The organism is Nitrobacter sp. 62-13 (genome assembly GCF_001896955.1).
Taxonomy (GTDB): Bacteria; Pseudomonadota; Alphaproteobacteria; order Rhizobiales; family Xanthobacteraceae; genus Nitrobacter.
This window is the reverse complement of record NZ_MKRN01000167.1, coordinates 1-26,759: the sequence shown is the minus strand read 5'-3', so window position 1 is coordinate 26,759 and position 26,759 is coordinate 1. Positions and strand designations below refer to the sequence as shown.

The following is a 26,759-nucleotide window of genomic DNA, read 5'->3' as shown; positions in this document are numbered from 1 at the left end:
AAGCAAGCCATGAAGACGTTCCTGTGTTACATTTTGTACAGAGGAACGAATGCTTATGCCTGCTGTTATGAAACCTTCAGCAATGGAGGTTCACTTGAAAACGCTTATCGCAGCGGCCACGCTTCTCATGATCTCGACCGCATCATTCGCTCAGACCACCGCAAACACACCTTCGCAAGCTGCCGCTCCCGTCGCAGCTGCCGGCGATTGGAGCGCGTCGAAGATGTCAGGCGTGAACGTCTATAACGAAGCGAACGACAAGATCGGCGAGATTTCCGACGTCATCGTCAACTCACAGGGACAGGTCAGAGGTGTCGTGGTTGAAGTCGGCGGCTTTCTGGGCATGGGCACCCATTACGTTCTGATCGCGATGAACAGCCTGAAGTTTGCAAACGAAGCAGGAAAGACAACTGCGGGACAAACTTCCAAAACCAAGAGGGAATGGTTTCCCGACCGGGCTGTGCTCAACCTCACAAAGGATCAGTTGAAGGCACTTCCGGAGTTCAAGTATTAAAGAAGAGGGCCAAACGCGCGCGATGGACGGCCAAGGCTGTCCGGCGTTGCGGTCAGGAACTCACACCGCAGCAGAAATAACCACGCAGGCGCACTGTCCTTTACCGGTTGTTCACCTGACTGTGAGAACCTGATTCCAACCCGAGAGGGCCATAGTATTGCGTACAAGACCCGCTGCCGGCTCAACCTGGCGGCGGGTTTTTTGTGTGTACCAGTACGAACCTTGCTGACTGCGGCAAAGATTTACTGACGATCGACCGTCGGTCACTTGGCGACTTTTACAACTCATTAAATAATCGCGGCGCATCTTCCCGTAGGTAACCTTTTACGGTTCCTGCCATGGATGAATTAGAGGACACCCCACCGCCCCTGCGGCAAGCCTATTCCAAGCTCGCCGCCTGGGTCTGCCGCTTGAACCGGCCTCCGGTGCAATCGCGGACGATGGATTCTAATCGCCAACCGGAAAACGCGAGGACCACTGTTCCGAGCCGGCAGTCAGAGCCCGATCGTCCCGATTAGTCATCCCAGCGCGGCGCGCTTCATGCGCGCACACGATCCAGGCTGGGAGAGCCGGACGCCGTATCAGCGCAACGGCACGCAAGGCGCGGCGCTTCCGACGCCGTGATCGCCCGGCCAGATGGACGGCAACGATTTAGCGAACGTCTGCCGCCGAGGATTATGGAAGTGCAGGAGCGTGACCGACGTTGACGGCAGTGGATGCCTGCCCGCGCCGAGCCGTGGCAACGGATGTCATCAATCGTCTCTCCCAGTTGCAAGCATGCTCGATCATCTTCGGCAGATCATTTAGTTTCGGCTTCCATCCCAAGCTCAGGAGTTGATCGCTGTCTGCTACGATTGAAGCGGGGTCCCCGGCTCGGCGCGCCGCTTGACGCGCTTCGAAGTCAACCCCGGTGATCATCTTTACAGCACGGACAACTTCCTTGACGGAATAGCCTCGTCCGTAGCCACAGTTGAGCGTTCGCGACGCGCCACCGTTCCGCAGATGGTCGAGGGCTACAAGATGCGCCTGAGCCAGGTCCGAAACATGCACATAATCTCGTATGCACGTACCGTCCGGGGTCGGATAGTCGTCGCCGTAGATGCTCATGGATGGACGTCGGCGAAGCGCCGTCTCGATTGCGACTTTGATGAGATGTGTCGCACCGGGTGTCGACTGGCCAAGACGGCCGGCCGGATCGGCACCCGCGACGTTGAAATAGCGCAAGGTCACATGGCGCAATTTGGATGCCGCGCTCACATCAGCCAGCATATATTCCGACATCAATTTTGACATTCCATATGGCGAAAGCGGCGCGGGCAGCGCGGTTTCGCTCACGGGGGTAGAACTCGGATTGCCGTAGACGGCCGCGGAGGATGAGAAGACGAAGTGCTTCAGGTTTTCATCGACTGCCGTTTTCAACAAGGCATGTGTCTTGACGGTATTGTTGAAATAATACTTGAGCGGATCGGCGACCGATTCCGGAACGATGATCTTGGCGGCGAAATGCACGATCGCGTCGATCTTATAATCCCGTATAAGATGCGATACCAACTCGGTATCTCCGACATCGCCAATAACGAAAGGAACGCCCGACGGCACGGCCTCGCGGCTTCCGGTCGACAGATCGTCCAGCACGATCGGAACTTCTCCCCGATCGAGGAATGCGAGAACCGTATGTCCGCCGATGAAGCCGGCGCCACCCGTGATCAGTGTCGCCACTTGGCATCTCCTGTCGAAGAATTGGACCGAATTGCGCTGCAGATTCAGCGCATGGCGAGGATCATCACACAGCCTTTCACGGTGGTTTGTCGATCTGGCACTTGAGGTAGTCAAAACGGAGTAGGAATTGGGTCTGCCGGCAGATGCCGCCGTTTGCCGGATCACCGGACCATATCTTCATGCATCCCGGGCGAAGCCGTCGGGCGATAGGACTGCCGCATAACCGACGCCCTCGCGCGTCAACGGCAGACGCCTATCCGCCGCGCACCCGCGAGAACAGATGCGAGGAGCGAGCTTCGGCGAGGGCTCCAAGGCGTGTTCTGGCATAGGCGAAGGCCGTAAGGGCAAACCCGGCGATGATCGCGCCCGCCCGCCGCGCCGCACCTGTCTGGCCGCGGAACGCCGCCGAGAGATCGTTCATCACGGCACGCGGCAACACCACGCGGACGTAACGCCCTTCGGCTCCGAGACCATCCTTCGGTCCGGCGAGGCCCGCCAATACGGCCTTGGCATTGCCCTCGATCAGACAACGATGGACGAAATAGCTCCAGGTCGTGCGCTGAGCCGGCACGGCGTGATGTACGCGCGCTCCGGACCGATACGCGAAATAGCCGCCGGGATGGAGGCGAGCCGCCCGGATACAGAACTCCGTCTCCTCGCAGCTCTCGGCCTTGCCGCCGAATGTGGCTCGCCCGCTCACGGAAAAACCCAGCTTGCGGCGTCCGAGGTCAGAGGTGAAGCCGCCAGCGTGGCGCAGCACGTCGGCGCGTACCGACATGTTGGCGCCGATCGGATTGCGGATACGACCGTCACGCACATGCATGCCGGCGTAAGTGCAGCCGACGACCCAGCGGAACTCGTCGGGAAACCACGAGGGCGGCGGGGCGCGCCAGAGCGGTTCGACCGGGCCGCCGGCGCCCAGCACCGCCGGATCCTCGTAAGCGTCGAGCAGTTCTGCCAGCCAGCGCGGATCGGCTGCGGCATCGTCATCAAGAAAGCAGATGGCCGGCGCCGTCGCGCGTTCGGCTCCCGTCATGCGGCCACCCGAGAGACCGGCTTCCTTGGCATTGGCGAGAACAGTGACGCCCTTGATCTCCCGCTCCGCACGTTCCCGCAAGGATTCGTTGTTGTCTATGATCACGAGGATTTCCCGTGGCGGACGGGTCTGGTTACGAACGGATTCAACCGCGCGGTTGAGTTCCTCCCAGCGATCGAGCGTGTGCGCGCAAATTACGACGGAGGCTTCGATCATGGCGTTTCCCTGGGGGTACGGACGGAAGCCCGGCCGGATTTTCGGATCTGCGCCGCATTCGCCGCCGCGGCTTTGAGGGCAGTCCAGATCGGGCTTGCGTCATTGTGGACATCGAACTGATCGTGCTCGTCGGCCGGGTAATGGCCGTGATCCTGCAGCGACACCAGCCGCCAGACAAGCCAGCCACTGCAGTCCGGGTCGCGGGCGAGTGTATCGAGCCAGCCGGCATAAGCCTCGGCCGAATCCGGATTGGATCGCGCGTAACCGAACTCTTCGAGAAGAACGGGCTTCTGAACCCGGCTCGCGATCTGACAGTAGTCTGCGATGGTGTTGTCGAACTGGCGCACGGTAAGTCCGAAGTAGAGCGGATAGCCGTGCCAAGTGCCGAAATCGAGGGTGGGAATAGTAAGGTCGGCCACTCTCGGCTCGCCAATGGCGTTGGCGTTTCCTGAACCCACCAGATGGTTTGAGTCGAGCGACTTGACGTAAGCCGACATCTCGGCGGTCCAGTCCAGCCTCAGCGATTCCGGGCTGGCATTGCCCTCGTTCATCAACTCCCACGCCATGATGGTCGGATCGTTGCGGTAAGCCAGCCCCGTGAGCGGGTTGACCCGCCGTATGACATGCGCAACCCAGGTTTTGTAGTCGCGCTTCGTGCGCGGGTCGGCAAAGAAAAACGTCGACTTGTCTGTGCTTCCGTACCAGGCGCGCATTTGCTGGGCGCCGCCGGTATAATCCCAGAAATCAAGAAAGGCGATGATGAGCCTCAGATGGCGCTTCCCGGCTTCGGCAATGAGGAAGTCGATCTTCTGCACGCCTTTGGGGCCGTCATTGATGGCCATCGCGTTCTTCTCTGTGTCCCAGTAGAGCAGGACCGCACCGTTAACGCCGAGATTACTGGCGTCCGCGGTCGAATTCCGCCAGTCCCAGATCGTTGGAACCGTTCCATCCCGCGAACCGATTACGGGCCCGAGAATAACGCGAACGACATTGGCGCCCATCGCTACCGCATCGTCCAGAACACGGGTGACTTCGTTCGGCGATGCAAAAGTAAGATAATGGTTGTTAACGCCTGTCACAAAAAACGGCTTGCCTTCCAGGGTGAACATCGTCCCGGACGTCTTGATGAAGGATGCTTCGGGCTGAGGACCTGCCGCTGCGGCCGAAGCAAACAAGAACGCAAGCAGCAAAAGGCAAGCGCCGCGCAGCCTTCTCTTTACCCGTTGCCAATGCATATCCATCAAAACAAGAGACCGTCTCCACGGAACGCACGCAACAGCAGGGACGGCTTGTCCTTTCCAATTTCACGCGCGTCAGATTCCAAACGAGCGCGGAAAAAGATCCTTCCACTGTCGGATCGAGATCAGGTGCCGGCGAACAAGCGTTCGCCAAAATCATCAGCCCCTTAACTCATATTCCTGGCGTTCCTGGCGCAGCAGACTACGGCCAAGACCGAAAGCAAACGGTACAAAGGGGTTACCTCATCCGATTTCCATTCCGACCATTCGCTCTCTTTAGAGTAGTGGTGAGTCGGATGCGACTGCTGCAATATCGGCGGGGTTCCTATGGTCAAAAAATGACTCAAGTAAATTGTTCGTCACCGGAGTGGCCATTGCGCACGTAGCGTTTCATCCGAGTGCATATCGATCTCACGGGGGGCCGACGACCGGAGACACCGGGTCGGCGGGGGAAGGCGGCACCGACCATGCGAATCTGTCTGCATTTTGATCCATCCCGACTTTTACGCTGGCATTTGTGGTTGGCGCAGGCGCTTGCCGAAGTGCCCGACAACCAGATTTTGCGGTCGTTCGCGCCGCAACGCTATCCACTCCCGCCAGGCAGCCGGCTGCTGTTCGAACTCGAACGTCTGATCTATGGCTTCCGCGGACTCGGGGCCATGGATCGCACGGAATCCGAGCTATTGTCCCTGCCGCCGCTGCAGGGCGGCCACGCCGATGTCGTCATCGACCTGAGTGGGGAGGAAGTATCGCCGACGGCGCAACGCGTGCTGAGGCCGTTCTTCAATGGAGTGCCCAGCGAGATCGGGATCATGGCGGCCTTGGCGAACGACCAGCCTCTCCTTGTCGAACTGCACGACACCGAACGGCCGTCCAATCCGTGGACGGCTCACCCTGCGAGCCAGGACCGCGAGGTGTTCTCCGCAAGTCTCGACGCTGTGCTGTCCTGCGCCACTGCGCTGATCCTGAAGGCGTTGCATCACGAAGACGGCCCTATCGACGCCGATGGTGCTTCGCACGCGAAACCGAAGAGACGTTCGTTCGGACCGCGGTCGGCCGTTGGTTTCGCAACCGCGACCTTCGCGTCGAAAGCAGCGAGGTTGCTTAACAAGATGTCGCAGGGCGACAGGTGCTGGGCGATCGGCTGGCGCTTCGATCACACGGCGAGCCTGCTCGACAAGCGCGAAGCGGCATTCCACGTTCTTTCCGGTGGAACCTCCAGCTATCTCGCCGATCCCTTTCCATTCCGGCACGACGGAAAGGACTTCATATTTGTCGAAGAATATCTTTACTCGAAAAACCGCGGATGCATTTCCGTGGTGGCGCTGGACCAGAACGGCGCTGCAAGCCCTCCCCGCATCGTACTGGAAGAGCCGCACCACCTCTCCTATCCGTTCGTGTTCGCGCACGGGGGCCAGATCTGGATGATTCCGGAATCCGGAGCCGCCCGGCACGTCGCCCTCTACCGCGCTGTCGAGTTTCCGTATCGGTGGGCGCTCGAATCCTATCTGATCCAGGGCATCGAAGGTTACGATGCCACGCCCCTGCAACATCGGGGTGGTTTTTCCTTTTTTGTCTCGCCGAGGCTGTGGAAGTCGTCGTCCTGGGACCTTCTCGACCTCTATCATGCCGACAACCTGACCTCAGCCTGGACGCGCCATGCGGCAGGTCCGACATTGATCGACGCCCGATTCAGCCGTCCAGCCGGCGCCGTGATCGAACGTAATGGACATTACCTCCGTCCGGCACAGGACTGCTCGCGGAGCTATGGCGGTGCGGTGACGTTTTGCCGAATCGATGCAATCGGTCGTTCTGAATTCGCCCAGACGCCGATGGGTCGTATCGAATCCGGGTCTTTCGGATGCCATACGTATAATCGTCATGCCGGTCTGGAAACCATCGACGTTTTCGGCCAGGTTCGGGGAGTGCGCAAAACCAAGGTTTCCTACATCCCGCTGAGACCGGACACGCGAAGCCCGACAACGATTGATGATAAAGCCGATCTATCGGAGGAGCTTGGCATCCGCTTGGCAGCGCGATCCTAGAGCATGATCCGAAAAGTGGAAAACCGGTTTTCGGATAAGATCATGCTCAATCAAAAGGGTAATGTTAGAGTCTGATTCAACGCAGTTGAATGAGACTCTAGGCCCCGTTCGACGTGGGGCGAGCCGGACCGAAATCATGAGCGCGATTCAGCGCGTCACCAAGGCGCGGAGCTTTTGCCGGGCTCGTCGGACCTCTGCCTCGATGCGACGTTCCAGATTGTCTTTCCCGACACTGATCCAGGTCATGGCACTCTCGGCATTGGCGAGACGGGACTTGTGCCCCGCAGGCCCCGCGCCGAAATCGTAGCTGCGCTCGCCTCGCAGAAAACTATCCTCGATAGCCAGTACGTGGCTCACAAGCCCGGGTTTGAGCCGAGCGTCCTCCTCATAGAGGAAACCGCTCTGATAATTGAATACGTGACCCCGATGCACGAAATTATACAGGACTCCGATCGTCCGATCGCCGACTTGGGTCCGCGAGATGCGCACCGCGCCCATCGGAACTCCGCAGGCAATAAGATCTTCGTGGAACGAACGAAAGCCCGGATTGCCGAAAGGACCTTTGCGACCCCATCGCGACCAGTGCAAACTGATAAGTTCATTGAACGCGGCGAGAGCGTCCGACGTTGTTTCCATGATCCGATGCTCGATCGGTCCGCGCTCCGCATAAAGTCGCATGGCGCGGCTCAAGGCCTGCCGCGTGTTCCGGCCCAGCAGCGCGCGATAATCCCCACCGCAACGGAGAACCTGTGCGAAGTCCACCCATGGCGCGGTATCTGTAACGCGGACTTCCGCCGTGAGCCCGGCAGAACAAGCGGCGCGGCGAGCAACGGTCTCAATATCCACGTCAAGCCCCGACAGGACCAATTCGTCGGAGCGCCGCAGGCGGCGCGTCAAGGCTTCAAGACATGCCGTCGCGATAGGATCCGCCGAAGATCGCTCCGCGAGAATACCGTTATGTTCGATGAACAACCGGTCGAATTGCGGATCACCGGTCTCGTTCAGCAGCCAGCGGGTGCGCCCGCGCGGCCCGAGACGCCATATGCCGCGTCGGCAGACGATCGCGAGGCCAACAACGGTATCGGATGCCCGAGCGATGACAACATGCGGGTCCGCTCCCTTCGGAAGGTGCCGCAGCCAGGTTCCGATCCAAAGCCAGGACAAATAGAATGAGTGATCAGCCCGCGATTCAAGATCCTTCCACGAAGTCTCGATATCCGCAAGGTCCCGCAGGCTCTCCACGCTGACGTCGATGACACGATCATGATTTACCGGCGGATCGATTCCCACCACACGCAATAAAGTGGTGGGCCGCAAGCAACGGGCCGTTGCATCGGCCGCTGACGTTGGTGGCATCACATCGAATCCTTGCGTCGGAAATCCGCTAGAGCTTCGGTTGTCAGGGACTGAAAGTGAAGTTTCTAGAAGGATTACCCCCCTTGGGAGGCGCTCGGAAATTCTGAAGCCACCTGCAACCCAATGTTGCGAATTTCCACGACACCTCGTTCCAGCGCACCGCCCGGCGCCGCGCCTCCCACTACTCACCGTGTTCGCAGCGAAAACCGTACGAGAAGCCTACTCCAAAGGAGCTAATCACCTATCGCGCTTCCAATGAAGCGCTGCATCCGAGATGCTCGACGCGCGGGGATTTCTCTACTCTGCGCGCGGGAGTTCGTGAATGGCAAGACTAGGCAACTCCATCGATGTAGCGGTCATTGGAGCCGGGCCTTACGGCTTGTCGTTGACGGCGCACCTGCGTGCGCGGGGCATCGAACATCGGATTTTCGGGGAACCTATGGGACCCTGGAAGAACAACATGCCGCCCGGCATGCTGCTCAAATCCTATCCCTGGGCATCCAGCCTGTCAGATCCAAAGTCGGAACTCACGGCCAGAAACTTCTGCACCGAACGCGCTCTGCCCTACCATGACGAGCTGATGCCGCTGCCTCTCAGCCGGTTCGTCGAATACGGCGAAGCCTTTCAGGCGCGCTACGCGCCAAACGTGGAGCGCAAGACGCTGATCGCGCTGGAACCCGGTCCGGCGGGCTTCCGCGCCAGTTTCAGCGACGGCGAAACGGTCAATGCGCGCCGGGTGGTGGTGGCGGTCGGTTTATACCCTTTCAAGCGCCTGCCGCGCGAGGTCGAGCATCTTCCCGCCGATCTTTGCTCGCATAGCAGCGAATACGGTTCGATCGGAACCCTTCTGGGCAAGAACGTGGTTGTCGTCGGGGCCGGATCGTCCGCGACCGATCTGGCGGCGCTGCTCCACGAGCAGGGCATCCCCGTCTCGCTTGTGACGCGAACTCCGCATCTGAACTTCGCCTGTCGGCCCCGTCCGCGCACGGTGTTCGAACGCGTTACAGCCCCCATGAGCGGCATCGGCAATGGCTGGACCATGGCGGCCTGCGCCCGGTATCCGCAATTGATCAGGCTGCTGAGGGAGGATCAACGGGTTCGGCTCGCAAACTCCCCCGTACATGGTCCCATGAGCAGCGCGTTCATGAGAGACCGGGTGATCGGGAAAATACCTCTGTTGTCGGACCGGTCGCTTACCGGGATCGAGATCCGAAACGGCAGGGTTGTTCTCGACCTGACAGCGAACGACGGCACCTCACAGCAGTCGTTGCGTGCCGATCACGTCGTCTTCGCGACCGGCTATGAGATCGACATCACCCGGCTCGGTTTCCTGGACGAGAGACTTACAAATCGAATCCGCCGGATCGAGCGAGCGCCGCTGCTGTCGGCGCACTACGAGAGTTCGGTGCCCGGCTTGCATTTCATCGGCCCCGTCGCGGCGAACAGCTTCGGGCCGGTGTGCCGGTTCGTCTACGGCGCCTCGCACCCGGCCCGGCATCTCGCCCGTTATTTGTCGTCAGTCGTGCCGCGGATCCGACCCACGACCAAGCTCCACCCTGTTGAAAGTACGGTGCTGTCATGAACGCTCCCGTCCAGAATATTCTTGCTCAAGCCGGCGCCAAGCCGACACCTGTTCAGATGCCGATCAAGCTCCCGCCGGAGCGATCGCTGGCTCTGCCCAAGGTCAGTTTTGTCGTGCCGACGCTCAACGAAGCGAAGAATCTACCGTGGCTTCTGCCGCGCATTCCGGATTGGGCCCATGAAGTCGTCATTGTCGACGGCCGCTCGACCGACGACACCGTCGCGGTCGCCCGCAGCCTGCGCAAAGATGTGAAGATCGTCATGGAGCCGAAGCGCGGCAAAGGCGCCGCCCTGCAGGCGGGATTCAACGCCGTAACCGGCGACATCATCGTGATGCTGGATGCCGATGGCTCCATGGAACCGGAAGAGGCGATCGTCTTTGTCGGCGTTCTCATGGCTGGTGCGGATATGGTCAAGGGCTCGCGCTTCCTCCAGGGAGCGGGGACCGATGACATGTCGCTGTTCCGCATGCTCGGCAATTGGGGACTGACCTGGGCCGTGCGACTGCTCTATGGCGGGTCGTTCTCCGATCTCTGCTATGGCTACGTCGCGTTCTGGACCAAGCACGTCGCAACCCTTCACTGTGATTGCGATGGTTTCGAGATCGAAACGCTGATCAACGTCCGGGCTCTGAAAAACCGACTGAAGATCGTGGAGGTGGCGAGCTTCGAGGCTCCCCGCATCAGCGGTCTCAGCAATCTTCGCGCGCTTCCCGACGGTTGGCGTGTTTTCAAGACGATCCTGCGCGAAAGGATTTTTTCGCCGGTTTCGCTGGTTTCACACGGATTCCCATAAATCGGCGACGCCGGGATCGCGCGAAAGCTTGTCACGCCGCGATACCGATCGATTACTAGGAAGGGATGGACGGGCCAATGCGCATCCTGATGGTTGCCGCTCGGTGCCACCCCTTCATGGGCGGCATCGAAACTCACATCCAGGAGGTCGGTCCCCGCCTGGTGGCGCGCGGCCACACGGTTGATGTGCTGACCACGGACCCTTCGGGCCAATGGCCGGTTCAAGAGACGGTGCGGGGCATGAACGTACGGCGCGTTCCGGCGTGGCCGAAGCATCATGACCTTTACGTCGCGCCAGGCATTTTTGCCGCGATCAACCGCGGATCCTGGGATCTTGTCCATTTCCAGGGCTACGGCACGTTCGTGGTGCCGATCGGATTGCTGGCGACGCTGCGCCGCGACCTTCCATTCGTTCTGACTTTCCATAGCGGCGGACATTCCTCGCGGCTGCGGAATGCCGTGCGCCGCACCCAGCATGCGCTGCTGCGTCCCCTGATCTCAAAAGCCGCACGGTTGATCGGCGTTTCCGATTTCGAAGCCGATTTCTTCAGCGCCCGAATGGGCGTGCCCCGCGAGAGTTTCGCCGTCATTCCGAACGGCGCCGCTATGCCCACTCCGAGCTCGAACGTCACGGTCGAGCCTAACCTGATCGTTTCGAGCGGCAGGCTAGAGCGTTACAAGGGCCATCACCGCGCGATCGCGGCAATGCCGGAGCTGCTTCGCCGGATGCCGGACGCGCGGCTTCATATCGCCGGCGGGGGGCCTTACGAGCGTGAATTGCGGGCGCTGGTGGAATCGCTTGGCCTGGAGAAGCGTGTCACTATCGCAGCCGTCCCCGCATCGGAGCGGCAGAAACTGGCGGACCTTCTGGCGAGCGCCGGGCTGTTTGTGTTGTTCAGCGACTACGAGGCCCATCCCGTCGCGGTCATGGAAGCTCTGTCACTTCGTCGCCCCGTGCTCGTCAGCGATACGTCCGGATTGGGCGAATTGGCCGCCAAGGGGCTTTGCCGGGCAATTCCGCTCGATGCGGGTCCGAAGGAAATTGCGGCGGCAATGGCCGACGAACTCGCGGCCCGTCGACAGGTACGAGATCTGGCGCTGCCGGACTGGGATGACTGCGCGCAAGCTCTCTGCACCGTCTACGAGGATGTAGTCAACGGCCGGCGAATGAGCCGCGCTGCACCGCAAGGCTTGCCACGGCAGCTTTCCGAGACGGGGGCCCGATGTCCCTGATACCGGCGCAACTTACCGCGGGAGGAGCCAGGCCGTTTCAAGTCTGGGTTCAAACCATCCTGGGCGCCATCGGCCCCGACCTTCGGGGCGACAACCTCGATGCGCGACCGCCGCCCGTAAACCTCGGATTGATCGCCGTCCTGTGCCTGGCAGCGGCAGCCGCCCTGCTCCTGGTCGCGACGGGACACGGCGCCGGGCGGCGCGGCCACGAGACGATGGCACTGCTGCTGTTCTGGTCCGGCGTCGTCATCCTCATTCTCCCGCTCAGCCTTCGTATCGCCGGGCCGCGGGTCGCCAGAGGCGAACGTTTTTTCCTGCTGTTTCTGCTCGTCGAGGCGCTGTTCCTCTACAAGGTCCTGCATTCGCCGACGAGCTTTGACGGCCATGACGAGTTCCTGCACTGGATCGCAGCCGACGATCTCATGACGGCGCACCGCTTGTTCTTGCCCAATCCGTTTCTTGACGTCGGGCCGTCATATCTCGCTTTGGAAATCCTGACGACGGCGATCGTCAACTTGACGGGGCTGTCGATTTTTGCCGCGGGGACGTTGCTGCTGGCCGTTCTGAGGGCAACGTTCGTGGCCGCCCTCTTTCTGTTATACGAAAGGCTCACCGGCTCGGCGCGCCTCGCCGCGGTCGGCTGTCTGGTCTACATGGGGTGCTCGACCTTCGTCCTGTTCGAGACAATGTTCTCCTACGAAAGCCTCGGCCTCGTTCTCTGCGTTCTGATCTTTGCCGTCGAAGCCACATCCAGAACTCTCGTCGGGCCGCCGAGGCTGAAGGCCGCCGGACTGATCGTCCTGCTGCTGGCGGCGCTTGCGGTTACGCATCACCTCTCTGCCGCCTACGCCGCAATCTATCTCGGAGCGGTGGCCTTCTTCGAGGTCATACATCGGAACGGCCCGACGCGGACCGAGGCAAGGTTCGCCGTTTTTCTTGCGATGGTTGCCGTCACGCTGCCGCTTCTGTGGATGGAAATCCGAGGCACTCATATCGGCAACTATCTCGGCCCGGTCGTAGAAAGCGGAATCAACAACCTGGTCAGAAAATTTCATGGCCTGTTCTCTCTGCACCACTCGGCGGCTCCGGCCTCTTCACCATCGCCGAGCGAGCCGTTTGGCATTCGTCTGATCACCTTGCTTGCGATTCTGTTGACGGCCGTCGGACTTGCGACGGGATTCTTCCGGTCGCTGGCCCTGGCGGCCGAGGGCCGCACCGGCTGGCTTGCGATCAGGGAAATTCTCGGACGGCGGTGGCGCGACAGCCGCCTCGTACTTCTCACCTTGTTGGCCTTCGGATTTCCGGTCTCGATCGCCTTCCGGCTCAGCGGTGGTGGTTGGGAAATAGGCAATCGCATGGGAACGCTGGCGTTCTTCGGCGTAGGCCTCGTAATCGCAGTGAGCATCGTTCACTATTGGCAAGGCCGCGCGCAGCAAGGGTGGTGGTTCCGCAGAGCGCCCCCGCTCGCGCTCGCGATCATTGTCCTGGGGGGCGTTACCAGTTCGACCATCAATCCGATCCAGGGACATTACAAGGTAGGAGCCGATGGGCATTCCGTGGAGCCCATGGGGATTGATACAGCGCTCTGGACCAAGACCTGGCTCGGGCCCGGCAACCGCTTCACGTCCGACCGCATCAATCGTCTGCTGCTCGCCGGCTACGGCCGACAGGATGCGAGGCTCGCCGTTTTCCAGGGAGTGGATGCCGGACGCGTGTTCATGAGCAAGACGCTGGAGCCTGACGAATATTGGGCGCTGGCGAAGGGCGACATCGAATTCCTGCTTGTGGATCTGCGGCTGTCGATGGCTCTCCCGGTGCTCGGTTTCTACTTCGAACCGTGGGAGCCAAGGGCCACGGCGCCGCCCTCTGCTGCCGCGCTGCTCAAATTCAACAATATCAAGGGCATTAGCCGTATCTATGACAACGGCTATATCGTCATCTACGATGTGAGGGGATTGCATGAGCGCTCCTAGCCATCGGGAACTTTTAGCAGCCTGTGTGTGGGCGACCGCACTGGTCGCGGTCGCAACGGTTTCCGACAACGTGCTGGAACGTGCTGTCCTTGGCCTGCCCATGGTGCTCTTCATCCCGGGCCATGCGCTGCTGCGTGGCGTCGGAATACGAACTACATCGCTCGCCGAGCATCTGGCTTACGCTGTCGGAATAAGTCTCGCGGTTGGAATCGCGGGCGGCCTTGTCCTGAACATCCTGGGCTTTCTGACACCATTCGGCTGGGCGATCTGGTTCTGGGCTATCACGCTCGGCGCGTCGCTGATGGCCGTCAGGCGCCACGAGGATGCCAATTGGCAGCCATGGTCGCGACCGGCCGGACTTCGACGTTGGCACGGAGTTGCGTTCGCCCTGTCAATCCTCGTGACAACCGGTGCGTATGCGCTGGCCGTCCGGGACGAATCGAACCAGCAGCAATTCAAGTACGTCGAGCTCTGGATGCTGCCCCCGGCCAACGCCGGCCCCGGCCAACTCTCAGTCGGAGTTCGCAGCGCCGAGGCTCAAACTCAGCGGTTCAATCTTGAAGTTACCCTCAACGGGCAATCGCTGGCCATTTTCCGTTCGCTCGCCCTCGCGCCCGGCGAAACCTGGACCCGGAAGATTTCAGTGCCCGTCCTGGCCGCCAACCAGAAAGCCGAAGCCAGACTCTACCGGCTCGAAGACAACAGCCTGTATCGCAGCGTTTCGGCGCTGGTCCCTGGCAGTTGAAGGCAGAGGAAGGTCAGCTCATGCGCATCCTGCTGCTATCTCAATTCTATCCCCCGGTGATCGGCGGGGAGGAGCGGCACGTTCGCAATCTCGGCGCCGCGCTGGCTGAGCGGGGTCACGATGTGATCGTGGGGACCACGATGCATCCCGGATCGCCGGAAATCGAATCGGACGGCGCAGTGCGCGTCCATCGTCTGCGCGGCACGTTGCAGCGCCTGTCGGGAGTTCATACCGATTCCGAACGACGACACGCTCCGCCGTTTCCGGATCCCGAACTGGTGTTGGCCTTGAAGCGCCTTGTCGCGCAGGAGAAGCCGGACCTCGTCCATGCTCACAACTGGATCTACGCCTCCTACCTTCCAGTGAAGCCGTTCAGCGGCGCGCCGCTGGTGGTCACGCTGCACGATTACGGCCTGGTTTGCGCCAAGAAGAACTTCATGCACCTGGGCACGAACCTTTGCAGTGGTCCGACACCCACAAAGTGTCTGCCTTGCGCCTCCCGCCACTACGGGACGGTGAAGGCGACCGCGACCACCCTTGGCAATTTTGCGACAAGTTTCGCCGCCCGACGGATGGTGGACCGCTTCATCCCGGTGAGCCAGGCGGTGGCGCGCAATTCCGGGCTCACGGGCAGCGATACGCCTTACGAGGTCATCCCCAACTTCGTACCCGACGATATCGGCGTGCCGGGTCCGGAAGATCCGCGACTCGAACAACTTCCCCCGGACGGCTTCATTCTGTTCGTAGGCGACATGATGCGCCTCAAGGGTATCGATGTGCTTTTGAGCGCCTATGCAGGCCTGGAGCAGGCGCCGCCACTCATCCTGCTCGGACGCCGCACGTCCGACACACCGTCCGAATTTCCCCCGAACGTCCATACCCTCGGCACTTGGCCGCATTCGGCCATCATGCACGCATGGCAGCGCTCGCTATTCGGTGTTCTGCCGTCGGTCGGGCCCGAAGCCTGCGCGACCGTGATCATGGAGGCGATGGCGTGCGGCAAGGCTGTTGTCGCGAGCGATATCGGCGGCATGCCCGACATAGTCGACAACGACGGAACGGGCCTCCTCGTGCCGGCCGGTGATCCACTGGCTTTGCGCCAGGCCATGCAACGGCTTCTCGATAACCGCACCTTGCTGGCCCGTCTGGGAGCGACAAGCCTCGCCAGGGTGAAGCGTCTTCAGGCCGACGCCGTGGTGACACGGATCGAGCAGGTCTACCGCGATGTCCTGCGCCCGTCGGCCAATCGAGCCTTGGCGCCGGCGCATGGATCTCAGGAGAACCACCGGTGCGGCTAACCACCGACAGAACGGCTTTGATGCGTGTGCGCGGAGCGATCCAGGACAGCGCCACGCTCGCCATCAATTCCGGCGCTCTTGCGATTGGCACCGTCGCAACTGCTGGCCTCGGCTTTGTCTATTGGTGGCTGGCCGCCCGGTTATTTCCGCCGGAAGCGATCGGCAACGTATCGGCCCTCCTGTCGATTATCGGCCTCACGGCTCTGCTCGGGGAGGCCGGGCTCGGAACCTTGCTTGTTGGCGAGATCGTCCGACATCCGAAGAAGGCCCCCTCCCTTGTCGCCGCAGCCGCGTTGATCGGGGCCGCGCTGGCGGTCGGCTTGGGCCTGGCATTCGTTCTCGGGACGCACTTCGTCCAATCCACCCGTCCGATCGACGGATGGCTTGCAGGCTTCATCTTCGTGCTCGGCTGCGGTCTGACCGCTTTCACGATGGTCGTGGATCAGGCCTTCGTCGGCAGCCTGAACAGCACCGGCAGAATGATTCAGCAGGTGTTCTTCTCGGTGTTCAAGCTGATGCTGATCGTCATCGCCGCAGCCGTCAGCCAGACCTCCAGCACGACGATTCTCCTGAGCTGGGTAGCGGGCCTGCTGACGTCCTGGATCGCGGTCGATCTCGTGACCAGGGGCGGCGCGCGGCGTCTCGTCGGAATTCCCGACTTCCGCCTGCTTCATACGTTCCGGCGTAAAGTGTTCGACCACTATGCGCTTGACGTCACGATGCAGGCTCCCAGCATCATCGTGCCCTATCTCGTGCTGGTGCTCCTGTCGCCGGCCGCCACGGCGGCGTTTTCGGTGCTTTGGATGCTGGTTTCCACAGCCGCGGCGATCCCCGCGGTTCTGGCCACGGTTCTATTCCCGGTCATCCGCGCCGGCCCCGACAAATCACGACACCATTTTCTCTTGTCACTCACGGCATCGCTGCTGTTCTCGCTCGCCTGCGCCGTTTTCATCCTGTTCTATTCGCAGCATATCCTGGAGGTCTTCAATCCGGCCTACCGGGAGATCGCGGGATCGAGCCTGCGCCTTCTCGGCTTCAGTCTGCTGGGGTCGACGCTCAAGTTCCACGCCTGCGCGTTGGCGCGGTTAGGCGACGCGATGCGCAGAGCGTCCCTTCCGTTTGCTCTCGGCGGATTGCTCGAACTGGGCTTCGTGATCGCCGGAGCCAAGCTCGGCGGGCTTGAGGGCCTCGTCATCGGCTGGACGATCGCCGTCAGCATCGAAGGCATATGCATCGGCCTGTTTTGGGCCTTCGCGTCGACCCTGGGTATCCCCACGCGTCCTTCGTCTGAATTCGTCGCCCAACCGCCAATTCAGATTTAGATCACGCCCGTGATCGTCGATCTCGACCGGAGCAATTGGCGGCATATGACTGCGAAAAGGTTCGCCCTATCGTCGCGCGCGTATTGCACAGCGCTATCCGCAATCCCGACAACCCATCGACGACCGACCGCAAGCCGCGTATAGGCTCGGAAATTGAAGACCGTGTCTGGCTCGGCTGCTGCTTCGCGAAGGACGGCTCCATCGGGTCCCTAGAGTGTTTCACGTTTTTATTGAAGCGTATCCAGCGTTGGCGAAGTAGTTTTTGCATTCGCCTGGCTGGATGGCTTGGATGAGTTCGTCAACATATCGGCTGATCTCGTCGGCGGTGCGTTTTTTGCGAGGCGCATCCAGTGCTTGATCTTGGCGAAGGTCTGCTCGATTGGATTGAGGCCGGACGAGTAAGGCAGGTACCAAAGCCTGGCTCCGGCAAGCATTCGCGTTGATCGGCCCGTCGAACAGGCAGGGAGCTGCGAGACGGTCGTAACGCAGCGCGCCGGAGAAGGTCATCGTGCGCCAGTGGCCGTGCGGCGCGAAACCGCGCAGGCGAGTTCCTTTCGGTGCCCATCCGCGCAGCGGAGCCATGTTGGTCTTGATCCAGGTCTCGTCGATAAAGACGAGGCGCTGAGGATCAAGGCCCACCTGCCACGATCGCCAGCGTCGCCGTCGGCGGGCCACATCAAGGCGGCCTTGCTCACGAGCAGCGTTTTTTTAACCGCAGCCCCTCGCGACGCATGAACAGCCACACCGCATTGTGCGAGACCCTGCGACACTGACCGTCGCAACCCGACCTCTCAATTTCTAAACCATGGGGTTCAGCGAAGAGTTGGGGTTTTCAGCGACGGAGAGTGAATAGCCGGAACGATATCACACATGATCTCAGCCGCGGCGATGGCGCGGGCTCGATCGGATCTGCTTTGATGGGAGCGCTGCGGTGAATGCAAATTGGCGGCGCTTGAAGCGCCGCCAATTCCTGCGTCTCTTAGAATCCAAACCGCCGAGACACGAACCGTCCTAGAGGCAATCCTTACTCCTGCGCGACGGCGCGGACCTTCTGATTGTTCGCACTCGGCCCGACGGACGGTCTCTGGCGCGGCGTCGGCGCCGGCATTGTCGTCACGGCCGGCGTTGTCACGAACGACGATGTCATCGGCGGCAGCCCGGTCGTTGTCGACTCACTTCCAACGACGATGTTGACGAGATCGCCCGGCTGCAACAACGTCATGCCGTTGGCCGCGACGTTGACCGGACCGGTCGTCGTCCGCCGCACGATTTGAAAGCTGACACCGTTGTTCGCCTCTTCCGAAGACGTGAAAGCCACGTTCGTCGCGGACAAATTCTTCAGGACTCCCTCGCTAGCATCGAGTTCCCGCTCGTTGTCCGCGATCTGGCGTTCGACGGCATCGATCTCGGTCGCGAGATCGTTCTCAAGATCGGCCTGGACCTTGAGCCCGTCCGCCTCCAGCGCGGCAAGCCGCTGCTGGGCCATCCCGTACTGGTTGATAGCATCCTGCCGACGCTGCTCGGCGTCAGCCAATTCGCCCTCGATCTGGCTCAACTGGGACTTGGCGACAATGTTGCGATCCACCAGCCCACGCATGTTGTCGACGCGGTCCTGGCGCGTCTTCACAAGTTTGTCGAGCGCTGTCGTATGCCCATACTGCAGCAAATCCTGCTTAGCGGACTCGATGGCGTTCTTGATCGCCCGTTTGCGATCTTTGCGTGCCCGGACGATAGCATTGCGGCTGTTGCTTTGTTCATTGACGAGCCGGGTCGCGGCAGTCGCGCCGACCAACTCCATCAGCCGGAGCGGGACCTTAGGTGCGGTTCCATCGCGTTCAGCCTTCAAAACCGCATCGCGGGCGAGCAGTTTCACCACTGAGCCGGCCGCACCGCTCCGCTTCTGAATTTCCCGAACCGCTTCGACCTTCGACCACGGATCGTTGGCGCCGCGATCGAGACCACCCGCCATCGCAATGGCATGCAAGACCGTCGCGCCGGGCACGTATTTGAAGGAGCCCGGATTCTTGACCGGTCCCAAAACATAGATCGGCGCTCGCTCCATCAACACGACGTTGACCATCCCCCGGCGACCCAGGAGATTCTCGAAGGCTTCGTCCAAGGCGGTATGCACTTGCTGCGGCGACTGGGCCGCGACCGGAATAGAACCAAGCAAAGGCACTGAGACCGTGCCGTCCTCTTGGACGGTGTATTCCCCGCTCAATTCCGGGCGCTGCTGGATGCCGCTGATGGCTGAGGTCGCGCGACCCCATTTATCTTCCTCGACCTTGAGGCGCTCGTAGAAGGTGATCTTGAGCTTATCGCCCACACCGAATGAGAGCCCGGCCGCGGCGGACGGCGCCTGGATGTCATTGGTCTTGGAATCCTCGCTGTCCAAGGCGACGCTGCTTTCCACCGCGACATCGGCGGCTGCGACACGCACTGGCGGCGCCGACACCGTCGGGAGGGCGTATCCGGCCACGATCTGCTGCGGATGATCGAACGGACCCGGACTGGCGGCAAAAGCCTTTTGCACAACGCCGCTGGAAAGATCGCCAACCAAGTTATTGCCCTTGAGGAGGATCTTGTCGACCATCGGTTTGTCCGTCAGCACGGTCGCGAGGCCATACAACCCGATCGTAAGCAGGATGGGTGTAGCGACTTTTACGCGGAGAGACAGAACTGAGTTTGAAGACGTATTTGACGCCTTCGAAGACGAGGGGAGACAGGCTCGTAGGAAGTCGCGTTGAGCGCCCATGGTACGTCGCCTCTTTGCTATGGCGATTTTTCTGTGTTGACCGTCTACCGTCGTGGCCATCGCTGGGCACAGGTGAGGCGTTCTATGCTGGGGATGCTGACGCATTGCGGTCGCGAGTACAAATCCCCTTTGTGGGCACCCCTTTTGGAGTATGCCGTCGCGGCGCTTAAAACAGGGCTGTGGCACATGGTTCAACCAATCAATGGTTGAGGTTTTGCACGTTACGAGCGAATTAGCGCAGATTTTCGCCGCGCGCGCCAAGGTATCGCGGTAACGGAGAAGACCGACGCCCCACCAGGGAATCAACTCGCTGACATCAAAGTTGAAGATAAAAATCTGGGGATAATTTGCGTCGCTGGACAACTCTGTCACGATAAGATCTGGCTGCAAACTTCTCTCACTTCAGATGGAATCATCCCGCGACCGGCAGCGCGCCGGCCTGCGGGATTGTCGCTTCGCCGAATGCTTTCCGCGTCGACGCCTTATTTTCTGCTCTCCTCGATTATTTTGTCGCCATCATTTCTGGCCACAGCAGTCCCGGATGGGGGTTCTCTACGATCGATGGGGATATTGGAATGGCGCTATCTACACCGGCGGGGTACAGTTCAAGCGATCTGGTTTTTCAAGACGAATTTTCGGGGACGACGCTCGGCAGCACCTGGCACAATTACATTACGAGCAATGCCGCCAAAGGTGCACCCTGGAATAGCAACGGCGCTGGGGGAAGCGGACCGGGGGGTCCGTATGACGCCGACTACCACATGCCGAGCCAGGTAACCCTGAGCAACGGCACGTTGAATCTGACGGCCACCAAGGCGTCGATAACCGGGAATAATCAGGGAAAAACGCAAACCTTCCCCATTACGTCCGGCGGCGCCAGCAGTTACGGCAATTTCGAATTCACCGGCGGCTACCTTCAGATCAGCATGAAGGCGCCAAGCGGCGATGGCGCCTGGCCGGGTCTCTGGCTGCTGCCGGGAAAAGGCGCGGGCAACAGCGGCGATAATTTCGAGATCGATATGCAGGAAGGCGGCTACACCGGTTCGGGCCCTGCGAACCAAGCCTTCTCGGCCGCTCTTCACACGCCGAACGGGACCTTCCAGAAAGTCGTCGATACCGGCGTCGATCTCACAGCCGACTTTCATACCTACGCCATCGATTGGGTGCCGGGCAAATCGATCACCTGGTATCTCGACGGAAAGCAGATTGCGCAGGTCACCAGCGCGCAGGTGCCGATTCCATCGCAGCCGATGGAATTGATCATGGACAATCAGGTTGCGAATTCCAACACCACCGGGTGGCACACGGTTCTGAACAACTCGACGCCATCGAATATGGTGATGCAGATCGACTCAGTTCAACTCTATCAAAAGCCGGGTAGCGGCTACACCGTGACGGGCGCCAACGTCAGCCCGTCGGCATCGATCCCGCCCGAAACCACGCCTCCGGTAACGGCGCCGCCGGTCGCCTCTCCGCCGGTCACTCAGCCTGCGGCAACTCAGCCGTCGGTGACTCAGGTAACGGCGTCGCCTGGTAAAGGCGTCGAGCATGTCGGCGACAAGATCACCCTGACGCTCGGCTTCAACGAAGCCGTGACGGTGACGGGCAAACCCACGCTGACGCTCAATGACGGCGGCACCGCCACCTATGTCGGCGGCTCCGGGACGAACGCGCTCACGTTCCAGACTACCGTGGCCGCGACGAACACCAAAACCTCCGCACTTGCTGTTACGAACGTCAATCTTCCAAACGGCGCGAGCATCAAGGATGTGGACGGCCTCTCCGCAAACCTCTCTGGGGCGGTGAAGACGTTCTCCGGACTTCAGGTCGATCCGTCGCCCATCAGTACATCGGAAAACGGAACGGGCACCGAAGTGACAGCGCCGCCGACAACCACGCCGCCGACGACCCCGACAACGCCGACAACGCCGGCGTCTTCGGTCGCCACGCCGGTACTATCGGTGGCGGACCACTCGCTATCGGTCAGTGCTAACGGCGCAATCGACCTGGGACTTGGTGTCAAGACGTCCGATCCGAACGACTCCGTGACGGTCAACATCAAGGGATTGCCGCGATACGAGACGATAACATCCAATATCGACGGCAAGACATTCAGGGGGAATAACATCACCCTCACCGCCGCACAGGTCGATGGCGGACTGACGCTGCATTCCAATTACAAGGGCTTTGGCCATCCGGTTGCGACGCTGACGGCGACGGCTACCGGGAAGGACCCTGTCACCGGCGCCGTTGCGACGTCGGCGGCACAGACCATCACCGTGACCGATCCTCCGGCTGCATCAACCGGGACTTCCTCTCCCACTGCATCAACCGGGACATCGCATTCTCATGCAAATCACAGCTTTGCGCTGCTGAATCAATATCTGGCCGGTGGCGGATTTTCCGGGCAGGTCGATCACGGTCAGATTGCGGCGACCGCATCGAAGGCCTTCACCTGGCTGCACGAGTCATTCCTGACCCGACCTCACCACTAGCAAGCCGGCCTGCCCAGGCACCCTGCTCCGTCACTACGCGGACCTGCTGGTGTCTGGGCACGCCGTCGATGTCTGCGGAATTTGAAATCCCCATGTCATTTCCAAGAGCTGAGCTAGAATGGCGATGCAAAATGAAAACGTTGCGACGGAGGATGCCGGCCTTCTCGCACTATGGTTGTTTCTGCGCCTCCAAGGCGTGAATGCTGCGATTGATCAGATCCGCGAGCGCTGCGGCACCACGGCGGCGATAGGCATCCGAACGATGCTGCGCTGTGCGGCTCAGCTCGGGATCGCGATGGGTGCGTGTACGACGCATTGGGAGCAACTCGCCGGCATGCGATTGCCGGGCATCGTATCGCTTCGCAATGGGGGGTTCCTGCTTCTTGGACGCGCCGACAACGACGGGGCGTTGGTAGTGTATCCGTTCTCCGGGCATTCGAGTTCGGGGCACACCAAGCTGATTACGCGCGAAGAATTCGAGGCGATCTGGGACGGCCGCGTGGTGCTTGCCGGATCGATCGGCTTCATGCAGCGCGTTCGTTATGCCCTTGCCGAGGCGGCCATCCGCGGGCGGCGCCTGGCGACGGACTTCCATGCCATTGCGTCGGTTCTGGCATTGAGATGCGCGGCGTTCGCTCGTCGTGCCGTTGCTGATTCATCCGTTTACGTGCGTGGATGGGTGCAACAGGTCCGCGGCGTCGATCAAAGCGAGGCCGTGCCCGAGGCCGCCGAGCCGGATAGCGCGAACGACGACGAATCGGGCCTGCTGGCTTTGGTGACCTTGTTGCGCTGTCACGGCCTCGCCGCGGATCCCGCGCAAATTCGGCATCAACTCGGCGTCACGCGAGTCGACGTTGCCAGCATGTTACGCTGCGCCAAGGATTTCGGCCTCAAGGCCCGGATACAAAAAACCAGTTGGACCCGGCTCTCCGTCACCCCACTGCCGGGCATCGCCATCCTGCGAAACGGCGGATTTCTGATCCTCGGCAAGATCGTTGACGACCAGCTGCTGGTCCAGTGGCCGATGGTTCCGCAACCCGAGACAATGACTCAAGCCGAACTCGAGGCCATCTGGGACGGCAATGTCATCCTGATGGCGCGGCGCGCGTCTCTGACCGATCTCTCGCGACGGTTCGACATCAGTTGGTTTCTCGGTGCAATTCATAAGTACCGCCGTCTTCTGGGCGAGGTGCTTATTGCTTCGTTCTTCCTTCAGCTTTTCGGCGTCATCTCCCCCCTCTTCTTCCAGGTCGTCATCGACAAGGTCCTGGTGCATCAGAGCATGAGCACGCTCGACGTTCTGATCATTGGCCTGGTCTCGTTGACCATCTTCGAGGCCGTTCTCGGCACGCTGCGCGTCTATGTGTTCGCGCACACGACCAATCGCATCGACGTCGAACTCGGCGCCCGATTGTTTCGTCACTTGATGGCGTTGCCGATCGCCTACTTCCAGGCCAGACGCGTCGGCGATTCAGTCGCGCGCGTACGCGAGCTCGAGAATATCCGCCAGTTCCTGACCAGCTCGGCGCTGACGCTCGTGATAGACTTCCTGTTCACCTTCGTTTTTCTCGCAGTGATGTTCTACTACTCGACTTCATTGACCTTCGTCGTCCTGGCGTCGTTTCCGTTCTACATCGGCATTTCCGCAGGCGCGGCTCCGTTGTTTCGCCGACGCCTGGATGAGAAATTCAATCGCGGCGCCGAGAATCAGGCCTTTCTCGTCGAGAGCGTGACCGGCGTCGAGACGCTCAAGGCGATGGCGGTCGAGCCTCAGATGCAGCGCCGCTGGGAGGAGCAGCTCGCCGCTTATGTGTCGGCGAGCTTTCGCGTTCTCAGTTTGAACAATTCGGCGAGTCAGGCGGTCCAGGCCATCAACAAGCTGGTCATCGCCGCGATACTTTACTTTGGCGCCAAGCTCGTCATCGGCGGCGAGATGACCGTCGGCGAACTCGTCGCGTTCAACATGCTGGCTGCCCGCGTGAGCATGCCCGTCCTGCGGCTCGCGCAGCTCTGGCAGGATTTTCATCAGGCGCGTCTGTCTATCGACCGGCTGGGCGACATTCTCAACACCATACCGGAACCGAGCTTCAGTCCCGGACGCGCCGCATTGCCGGCGATCCGTGGGCAGATCACCTTCGATCATGTGACTTTCCGCTATCGCGTTGGCGGTCCCGAAGTGCTGCATGACGTGTCCTTCAACGTCCAGCCCGGTCAGGTCGTCGGCGTGGTCGGGTCCTCGGGTTCTGGAAAGAGCACCATCGCCAAGTTGATCCAGCGTCTCTATGTGCCGGAGAGCGGGCGCGTGCTGATAGACGGCGTTGACCTTGCCATGGTGGATCTCGCATGGCTTCGACGGCAAACCGGCGTCGTGCTGCAGGAAAACGTGCTCTTTAACAGCTCGATCCGGGAAAACATCGCGCTCGCCGATCCGGCCGTGCCCATGGAGCGCATTATCGCAGCGGCGGAGCTTGCGGGTGCTCACGACTTTATTCTGGAACTGCCCGAAGGCTACGACACCGTCGTAGGAGAACGGGGCAGCAGCCTCTCGGGTGGACAACGCCAGCGCATCGCGATCGCTCGCGCGCTCATCATGGATCCCCGCATCCTCATTCTTGACGAGGCGACCAGCGCCCTCGACTACGAAAGCGAGCGCGCGATCCAGCAGAACATGAAGCGCATCGCCGCAGGCCGAACGGTTTTTGTCGTTGCGCATCGGCTTTCGACGGTGCGGCAGGCCGATCGCATCATCACGATCGAGCGGGGCCGCATCGTCGAGGATGGCCGCCACGACGACCTGATCCGCTCCAACGGACGCTATGCGAAGCTGCACTTCCTCCAGGCGGGTATTCATGACGCCAGCTAGCAAGAACGTTGTCGCATTTCCAAAAGCCGCGATCCGCCGCCGTGAGGCTGAAATCGCATTTCTGCCGGCTGCACTCGAGATCGCGGAGACACCTCCCTCTCCGGTCGGTCGCGCAATCGGAGCGAGCATCATCGCGGTCTTCTGCGTCGCGCTCGCATGGGCGTCGCTGGGCAGCGTCGATATCGTCGCAACCTCGACGGGCAAGATCGTCCCCGGGGGGCGAACCAAGCTGATCCAGCCGTTCGAGACGGGCGTCGTCCGCGCCATCCATGCGCGAGACGGTCAGACCGTCAAGGCTGGCGACGTCCTCATTGAACTCGACCCCACGATGACCGACGCCGACCGGGAGCGCCAAAGGAGCGATCTCGCCAGCGCGGAACTCGACGCCGCGCGGCTGCGAGCGGCTCTCGCCGCAGACCCTCTCGCCGCCTTCCATCCTCCTCAGGGGGCAAGCCCCACCAAGATCGACACACAACGTCAATTGCTCATCAGCGAACGGGCGGAACAGGACGCCAAGATTTCTGAAATCGAGCGCCAGCTCAACCAGAAGGAAGCCGAACGGGCCACGATTTCGGCCAGCGTCGCCAAGATCCAAGCTACCCTTCCGGTATTGCAGGAACGGGTCGGCATTCACAGGACGCTTCTCGACAAGGGATTGGCGTCAAAGGTCGTTTATCTCACGGAGTTGCAGGACCTGGTCGGGCTTCAGCAGGATGCCACCGTCCAGCAAAGCAAGCTCCACGAAGCCGACGCGGCGATCGCTCTGCTGAAGGAGACAAAACAAAAGGTTGCTGTGGAGTATCGTCGCGTCACCTACGACGCACTGTCCAAGGCGGAACAGAAGGTCGCCAGCATTACTCAAGATGTGATCAAGGCGGATCAGCGGACCAAACTCCAGAGCCTGGTCGCACCGGTCGACGGCGCTGTGCAGCAACTCGCAGTTCACACAGTGGGAGGCGTGGTGACCCCGGCCCAGGTTCTCGCGGTGGTGGTTCCGACCGAGGCTCCCCTCGAGATCGAGGCCATGGTCTCAAATCGCGACATAGGATTCGTTCATTCGGGTCAAAAAGCAGAAATCAAGATCGACACATTCAACTTTACTCACTACGGACTTCTTCACGGAGAGGTGCTCAGTCTGTCGTCCGACGCTATTGTCCGCGACAAGCCAGCGAATGCAACCACCGATCGGCTGACCGGTGCAGCAGCAAGTACCAGCGAGCCGCATGGACAGGAGCTGCAATATGCTGCGCGGATCTCGCTCGATCGCACGGAAATGCAAATAGACGAGAAGCTCGTCAAGCTCAGTCCTGGAATGGCCGTGACGGTGGAGATCAAGACGGGCTCGCGCAGAATCATCAGCTACCTGCTCTCGCCGCTGGCAAAGTACAAGCAGGATGCCTTGCGGGAGCGGTAGCGAGATTTTCTCGACCCGCTCTCCACCGGACCGTCAGCGCGCCGTCACGACGACTCAACTCCCTTGATCGCGGAGATCACGGCGATCGGGCTTGAAAGCGATTCACTCCGATCGACGATTGGAAGATGTGGAATGCCGTTTGCGGGCGGCGCCGGGAGCGCA

17 protein-coding genes and 1 pseudogene are annotated in these 26,759 nt (G+C 60.9%); 12 read left to right on the top strand and 6 right to left on the bottom strand.

Annotated features, from left to right (window positions below; all coding sequences use genetic code 11):
* The first annotated feature begins 49 nt into the window (after nucleotides 1-49).
* Nucleotides 50-514 carry a PRC-barrel domain-containing protein gene (locus BGN91_RS11465; RefSeq protein ID WP_292613228.1) on the top strand — a complete coding sequence of 155 codons (465 nt, stop codon included), beginning with the start codon at nucleotides 50-52 and terminating at the stop codon, nucleotides 512-514.
* Nucleotides 515-1,189: 675 nt separating this feature from the next.
* Here BGN91_RS11465 and galE read toward each other — a convergent pair.
* From galE to BGN91_RS11450, 3 genes are all read right to left on the bottom strand, one after another.
* Nucleotides 1,190-2,233, bottom strand: a complete 1,044-nt coding sequence (gene galE, locus BGN91_RS11460; protein ID WP_292613251.1) for a UDP-glucose 4-epimerase GalE — start codon at nucleotides 2,231-2,233, stop codon at nucleotides 1,190-1,192.
* A 253-nt stretch (nucleotides 2,234-2,486) separates the two neighbouring features.
* Nucleotides 2,487-3,485, bottom strand: a complete 999-nt coding sequence (locus BGN91_RS11455) for a glycosyltransferase family 2 protein (RefSeq protein WP_292613226.1) — start codon at nucleotides 3,483-3,485, stop codon at nucleotides 2,487-2,489.
* Complete coding sequence (locus BGN91_RS11450; protein WP_292613224.1) at nucleotides 3,482-4,675, bottom strand: cellulase family glycosylhydrolase; 1,194 nt, start codon at nucleotides 4,673-4,675, stop codon at nucleotides 3,482-3,484. The genes BGN91_RS11455 and BGN91_RS11450 overlap by 4 nt, the downstream gene beginning before the upstream one ends.
* A 569-nt stretch (nucleotides 4,676-5,244) precedes the next feature.
* Here BGN91_RS11450 and BGN91_RS11445 point away from each other — a divergent pair.
* On the top strand, nucleotides 5,245-6,768 hold the full coding sequence (locus BGN91_RS11445) for a hypothetical protein (RefSeq protein ID WP_292613222.1): 1,524 nt from the start codon (nucleotides 5,245-5,247) through the stop codon (nucleotides 6,766-6,768).
* Nucleotides 6,769-6,915: 147 nt separating this feature from the next.
* On the opposite strand, the gene BGN91_RS11440 is transcribed toward BGN91_RS11445, so the two are convergent.
* Entirely contained in the window at nucleotides 6,916-8,058 is a 1,143-nt protein-coding gene (locus tag BGN91_RS11440) for a GNAT family N-acetyltransferase (RefSeq protein ID WP_292613220.1), read from the bottom strand.
* A 388-nt stretch (nucleotides 8,059-8,446) separates the two neighbouring features.
* Here BGN91_RS11440 and BGN91_RS11435 point away from each other — a divergent pair, with 388 nt between their 5' ends.
* From BGN91_RS11435 to BGN91_RS11405, 7 genes are all read left to right on the top strand, one after another.
* Nucleotides 8,447-9,706, top strand: a complete 1,260-nt coding sequence (locus BGN91_RS11435) for an NAD(P)-binding domain-containing protein (RefSeq protein ID WP_292613218.1) — start codon at nucleotides 8,447-8,449, stop codon at nucleotides 9,704-9,706.
* Nucleotides 9,703-10,500: a glycosyltransferase family 2 protein gene (locus BGN91_RS11430; protein WP_292613216.1), complete on the top strand. Its 798-nt coding sequence runs from the start codon at nucleotides 9,703-9,705 to the stop codon at nucleotides 10,498-10,500. The genes BGN91_RS11435 and BGN91_RS11430 overlap by 4 nt, the downstream gene beginning before the upstream one ends.
* Nucleotides 10,501-10,565: 65 nt before the next feature.
* Nucleotides 10,566-11,732 (top strand): glycosyltransferase family 4 protein, encoded by a 1,167-nt coding sequence (locus BGN91_RS11425; RefSeq protein ID WP_292613214.1) that lies wholly within the window; start codon nucleotides 10,566-10,568, stop codon nucleotides 11,730-11,732.
* Nucleotides 11,723-13,705, top strand: coding sequence for a hypothetical protein (locus BGN91_RS11420; RefSeq protein ID WP_292613212.1), 1,983 nt, complete (start codon nucleotides 11,723-11,725; stop codon nucleotides 13,703-13,705). Before BGN91_RS11425 ends, BGN91_RS11420 begins: the two co-directional genes overlap by 10 nt.
* Entirely contained in the window at nucleotides 13,692-14,450 is a 759-nt protein-coding gene (locus BGN91_RS11415; protein ID WP_292613211.1) for a hypothetical protein, read from the top strand. The genes BGN91_RS11420 and BGN91_RS11415 overlap by 14 nt, the downstream gene beginning before the upstream one ends.
* A gap of 20 nt (nucleotides 14,451-14,470) precedes the next feature.
* Nucleotides 14,471-15,748 (top strand): glycosyltransferase family 4 protein, encoded by a 1,278-nt coding sequence (locus tag BGN91_RS11410; protein ID WP_292613210.1) that lies wholly within the window; start codon nucleotides 14,471-14,473, stop codon nucleotides 15,746-15,748.
* A gap of 20 nt (nucleotides 15,749-15,768) precedes the next feature.
* Entirely contained in the window at nucleotides 15,769-17,070 is a 1,302-nt protein-coding gene (locus tag BGN91_RS11405) for a hypothetical protein (RefSeq protein WP_292613208.1), read from the top strand.
* A gap of 219 nt (nucleotides 17,071-17,289) precedes the next feature.
* Here BGN91_RS11405 and BGN91_RS11400 read toward each other — a convergent pair.
* A pseudogene (locus BGN91_RS11400) lies at nucleotides 17,290-17,830 on the bottom strand (transposase); the annotation flags it as partial.
* A 264-nt stretch (nucleotides 17,831-18,094) separates the two neighbouring features.
* Complete coding sequence (locus BGN91_RS11395; RefSeq protein ID WP_292613206.1) at nucleotides 18,095-20,197, bottom strand: polysaccharide biosynthesis/export family protein; 2,103 nt, start codon at nucleotides 20,195-20,197, stop codon at nucleotides 18,095-18,097.
* A 203-nt stretch (nucleotides 20,198-20,400) separates the two neighbouring features.
* Here BGN91_RS11395 and BGN91_RS11390 point away from each other — a divergent pair, with 203 nt between their 5' ends.
* The 3 genes from BGN91_RS11390 (at nucleotide 20,401) to BGN91_RS11380 (ending at nucleotide 26,597) form a co-directional block, all read left to right on the top strand.
* Nucleotides 20,401-22,320 carry a family 16 glycosylhydrolase gene (locus BGN91_RS11390; protein WP_292613204.1) on the top strand — a complete coding sequence of 640 codons (1,920 nt, stop codon included), beginning with the start codon at nucleotides 20,401-20,403 and terminating at the stop codon, nucleotides 22,318-22,320.
* Between the two features lie 118 nt (nucleotides 22,321-22,438).
* On the top strand, nucleotides 22,439-25,183 hold the full coding sequence (locus tag BGN91_RS11385; protein WP_366408495.1) for a type I secretion system permease/ATPase: 2,745 nt from the start codon (nucleotides 22,439-22,441) through the stop codon (nucleotides 25,181-25,183).
* Nucleotides 25,170-26,597 carry an HlyD family type I secretion periplasmic adaptor subunit gene (locus BGN91_RS11380; protein ID WP_292613201.1) on the top strand — a complete coding sequence of 476 codons (1,428 nt, stop codon included), beginning with the start codon at nucleotides 25,170-25,172 and terminating at the stop codon, nucleotides 26,595-26,597. The genes BGN91_RS11385 and BGN91_RS11380 overlap by 14 nt, the downstream gene beginning before the upstream one ends.
* The last annotated feature ends 162 nt before the right edge of the window (nucleotides 26,598-26,759 follow it).

What these genes read in the sequence shown, in the direction of transcription:
- BGN91_RS11465 (WP_292613228.1), top strand. Translation starts at nt 50, where the DNA reads ATGCTTATGCCTGCTGTTATGAAACCTTCAGCAATGGAGGTTCACTTG.
- BGN91_RS11455 (WP_292613226.1), bottom strand. Translation starts at nt 3,485, where the DNA reads ATGATCGAAGCCTCCGTCGTAATTTGCGCGCACACGCTCGATCGCTGG.
- BGN91_RS11435 (WP_292613218.1), top strand. Translation starts at nt 8,447, where the DNA reads ATGGCAAGACTAGGCAACTCCATCGATGTAGCGGTCATTGGAGCCGGG.
- BGN91_RS11430 (WP_292613216.1), top strand. Translation starts at nt 9,703, where the DNA reads ATGAACGCTCCCGTCCAGAATATTCTTGCTCAAGCCGGCGCCAAGCCG.
- BGN91_RS11425 (WP_292613214.1), top strand. Translation starts at nt 10,566, where the DNA reads ATGGACGGGCCAATGCGCATCCTGATGGTTGCCGCTCGGTGCCACCCC.
- BGN91_RS11420 (WP_292613212.1), top strand. Translation starts at nt 11,723, where the DNA reads ATGTCCCTGATACCGGCGCAACTTACCGCGGGAGGAGCCAGGCCGTTT.
- BGN91_RS11415 (WP_292613211.1), top strand. Translation starts at nt 13,692, where the DNA reads ATGAGCGCTCCTAGCCATCGGGAACTTTTAGCAGCCTGTGTGTGGGCG.
- BGN91_RS11410 (WP_292613210.1), top strand. Translation starts at nt 14,471, where the DNA reads ATGCGCATCCTGCTGCTATCTCAATTCTATCCCCCGGTGATCGGCGGG.
- BGN91_RS11405 (WP_292613208.1), top strand. Translation starts at nt 15,769, where the DNA reads ATGCGTGTGCGCGGAGCGATCCAGGACAGCGCCACGCTCGCCATCAAT.
- BGN91_RS11390 (WP_292613204.1), top strand. Translation starts at nt 20,401, where the DNA reads ATGGCGCTATCTACACCGGCGGGGTACAGTTCAAGCGATCTGGTTTTT.
- BGN91_RS11385 (WP_366408495.1), top strand. Translation starts at nt 22,439, where the DNA reads ATGGCGATGCAAAATGAAAACGTTGCGACGGAGGATGCCGGCCTTCTC.
- BGN91_RS11380 (WP_292613201.1), top strand. Translation starts at nt 25,170, where the DNA reads ATGACGCCAGCTAGCAAGAACGTTGTCGCATTTCCAAAAGCCGCGATC.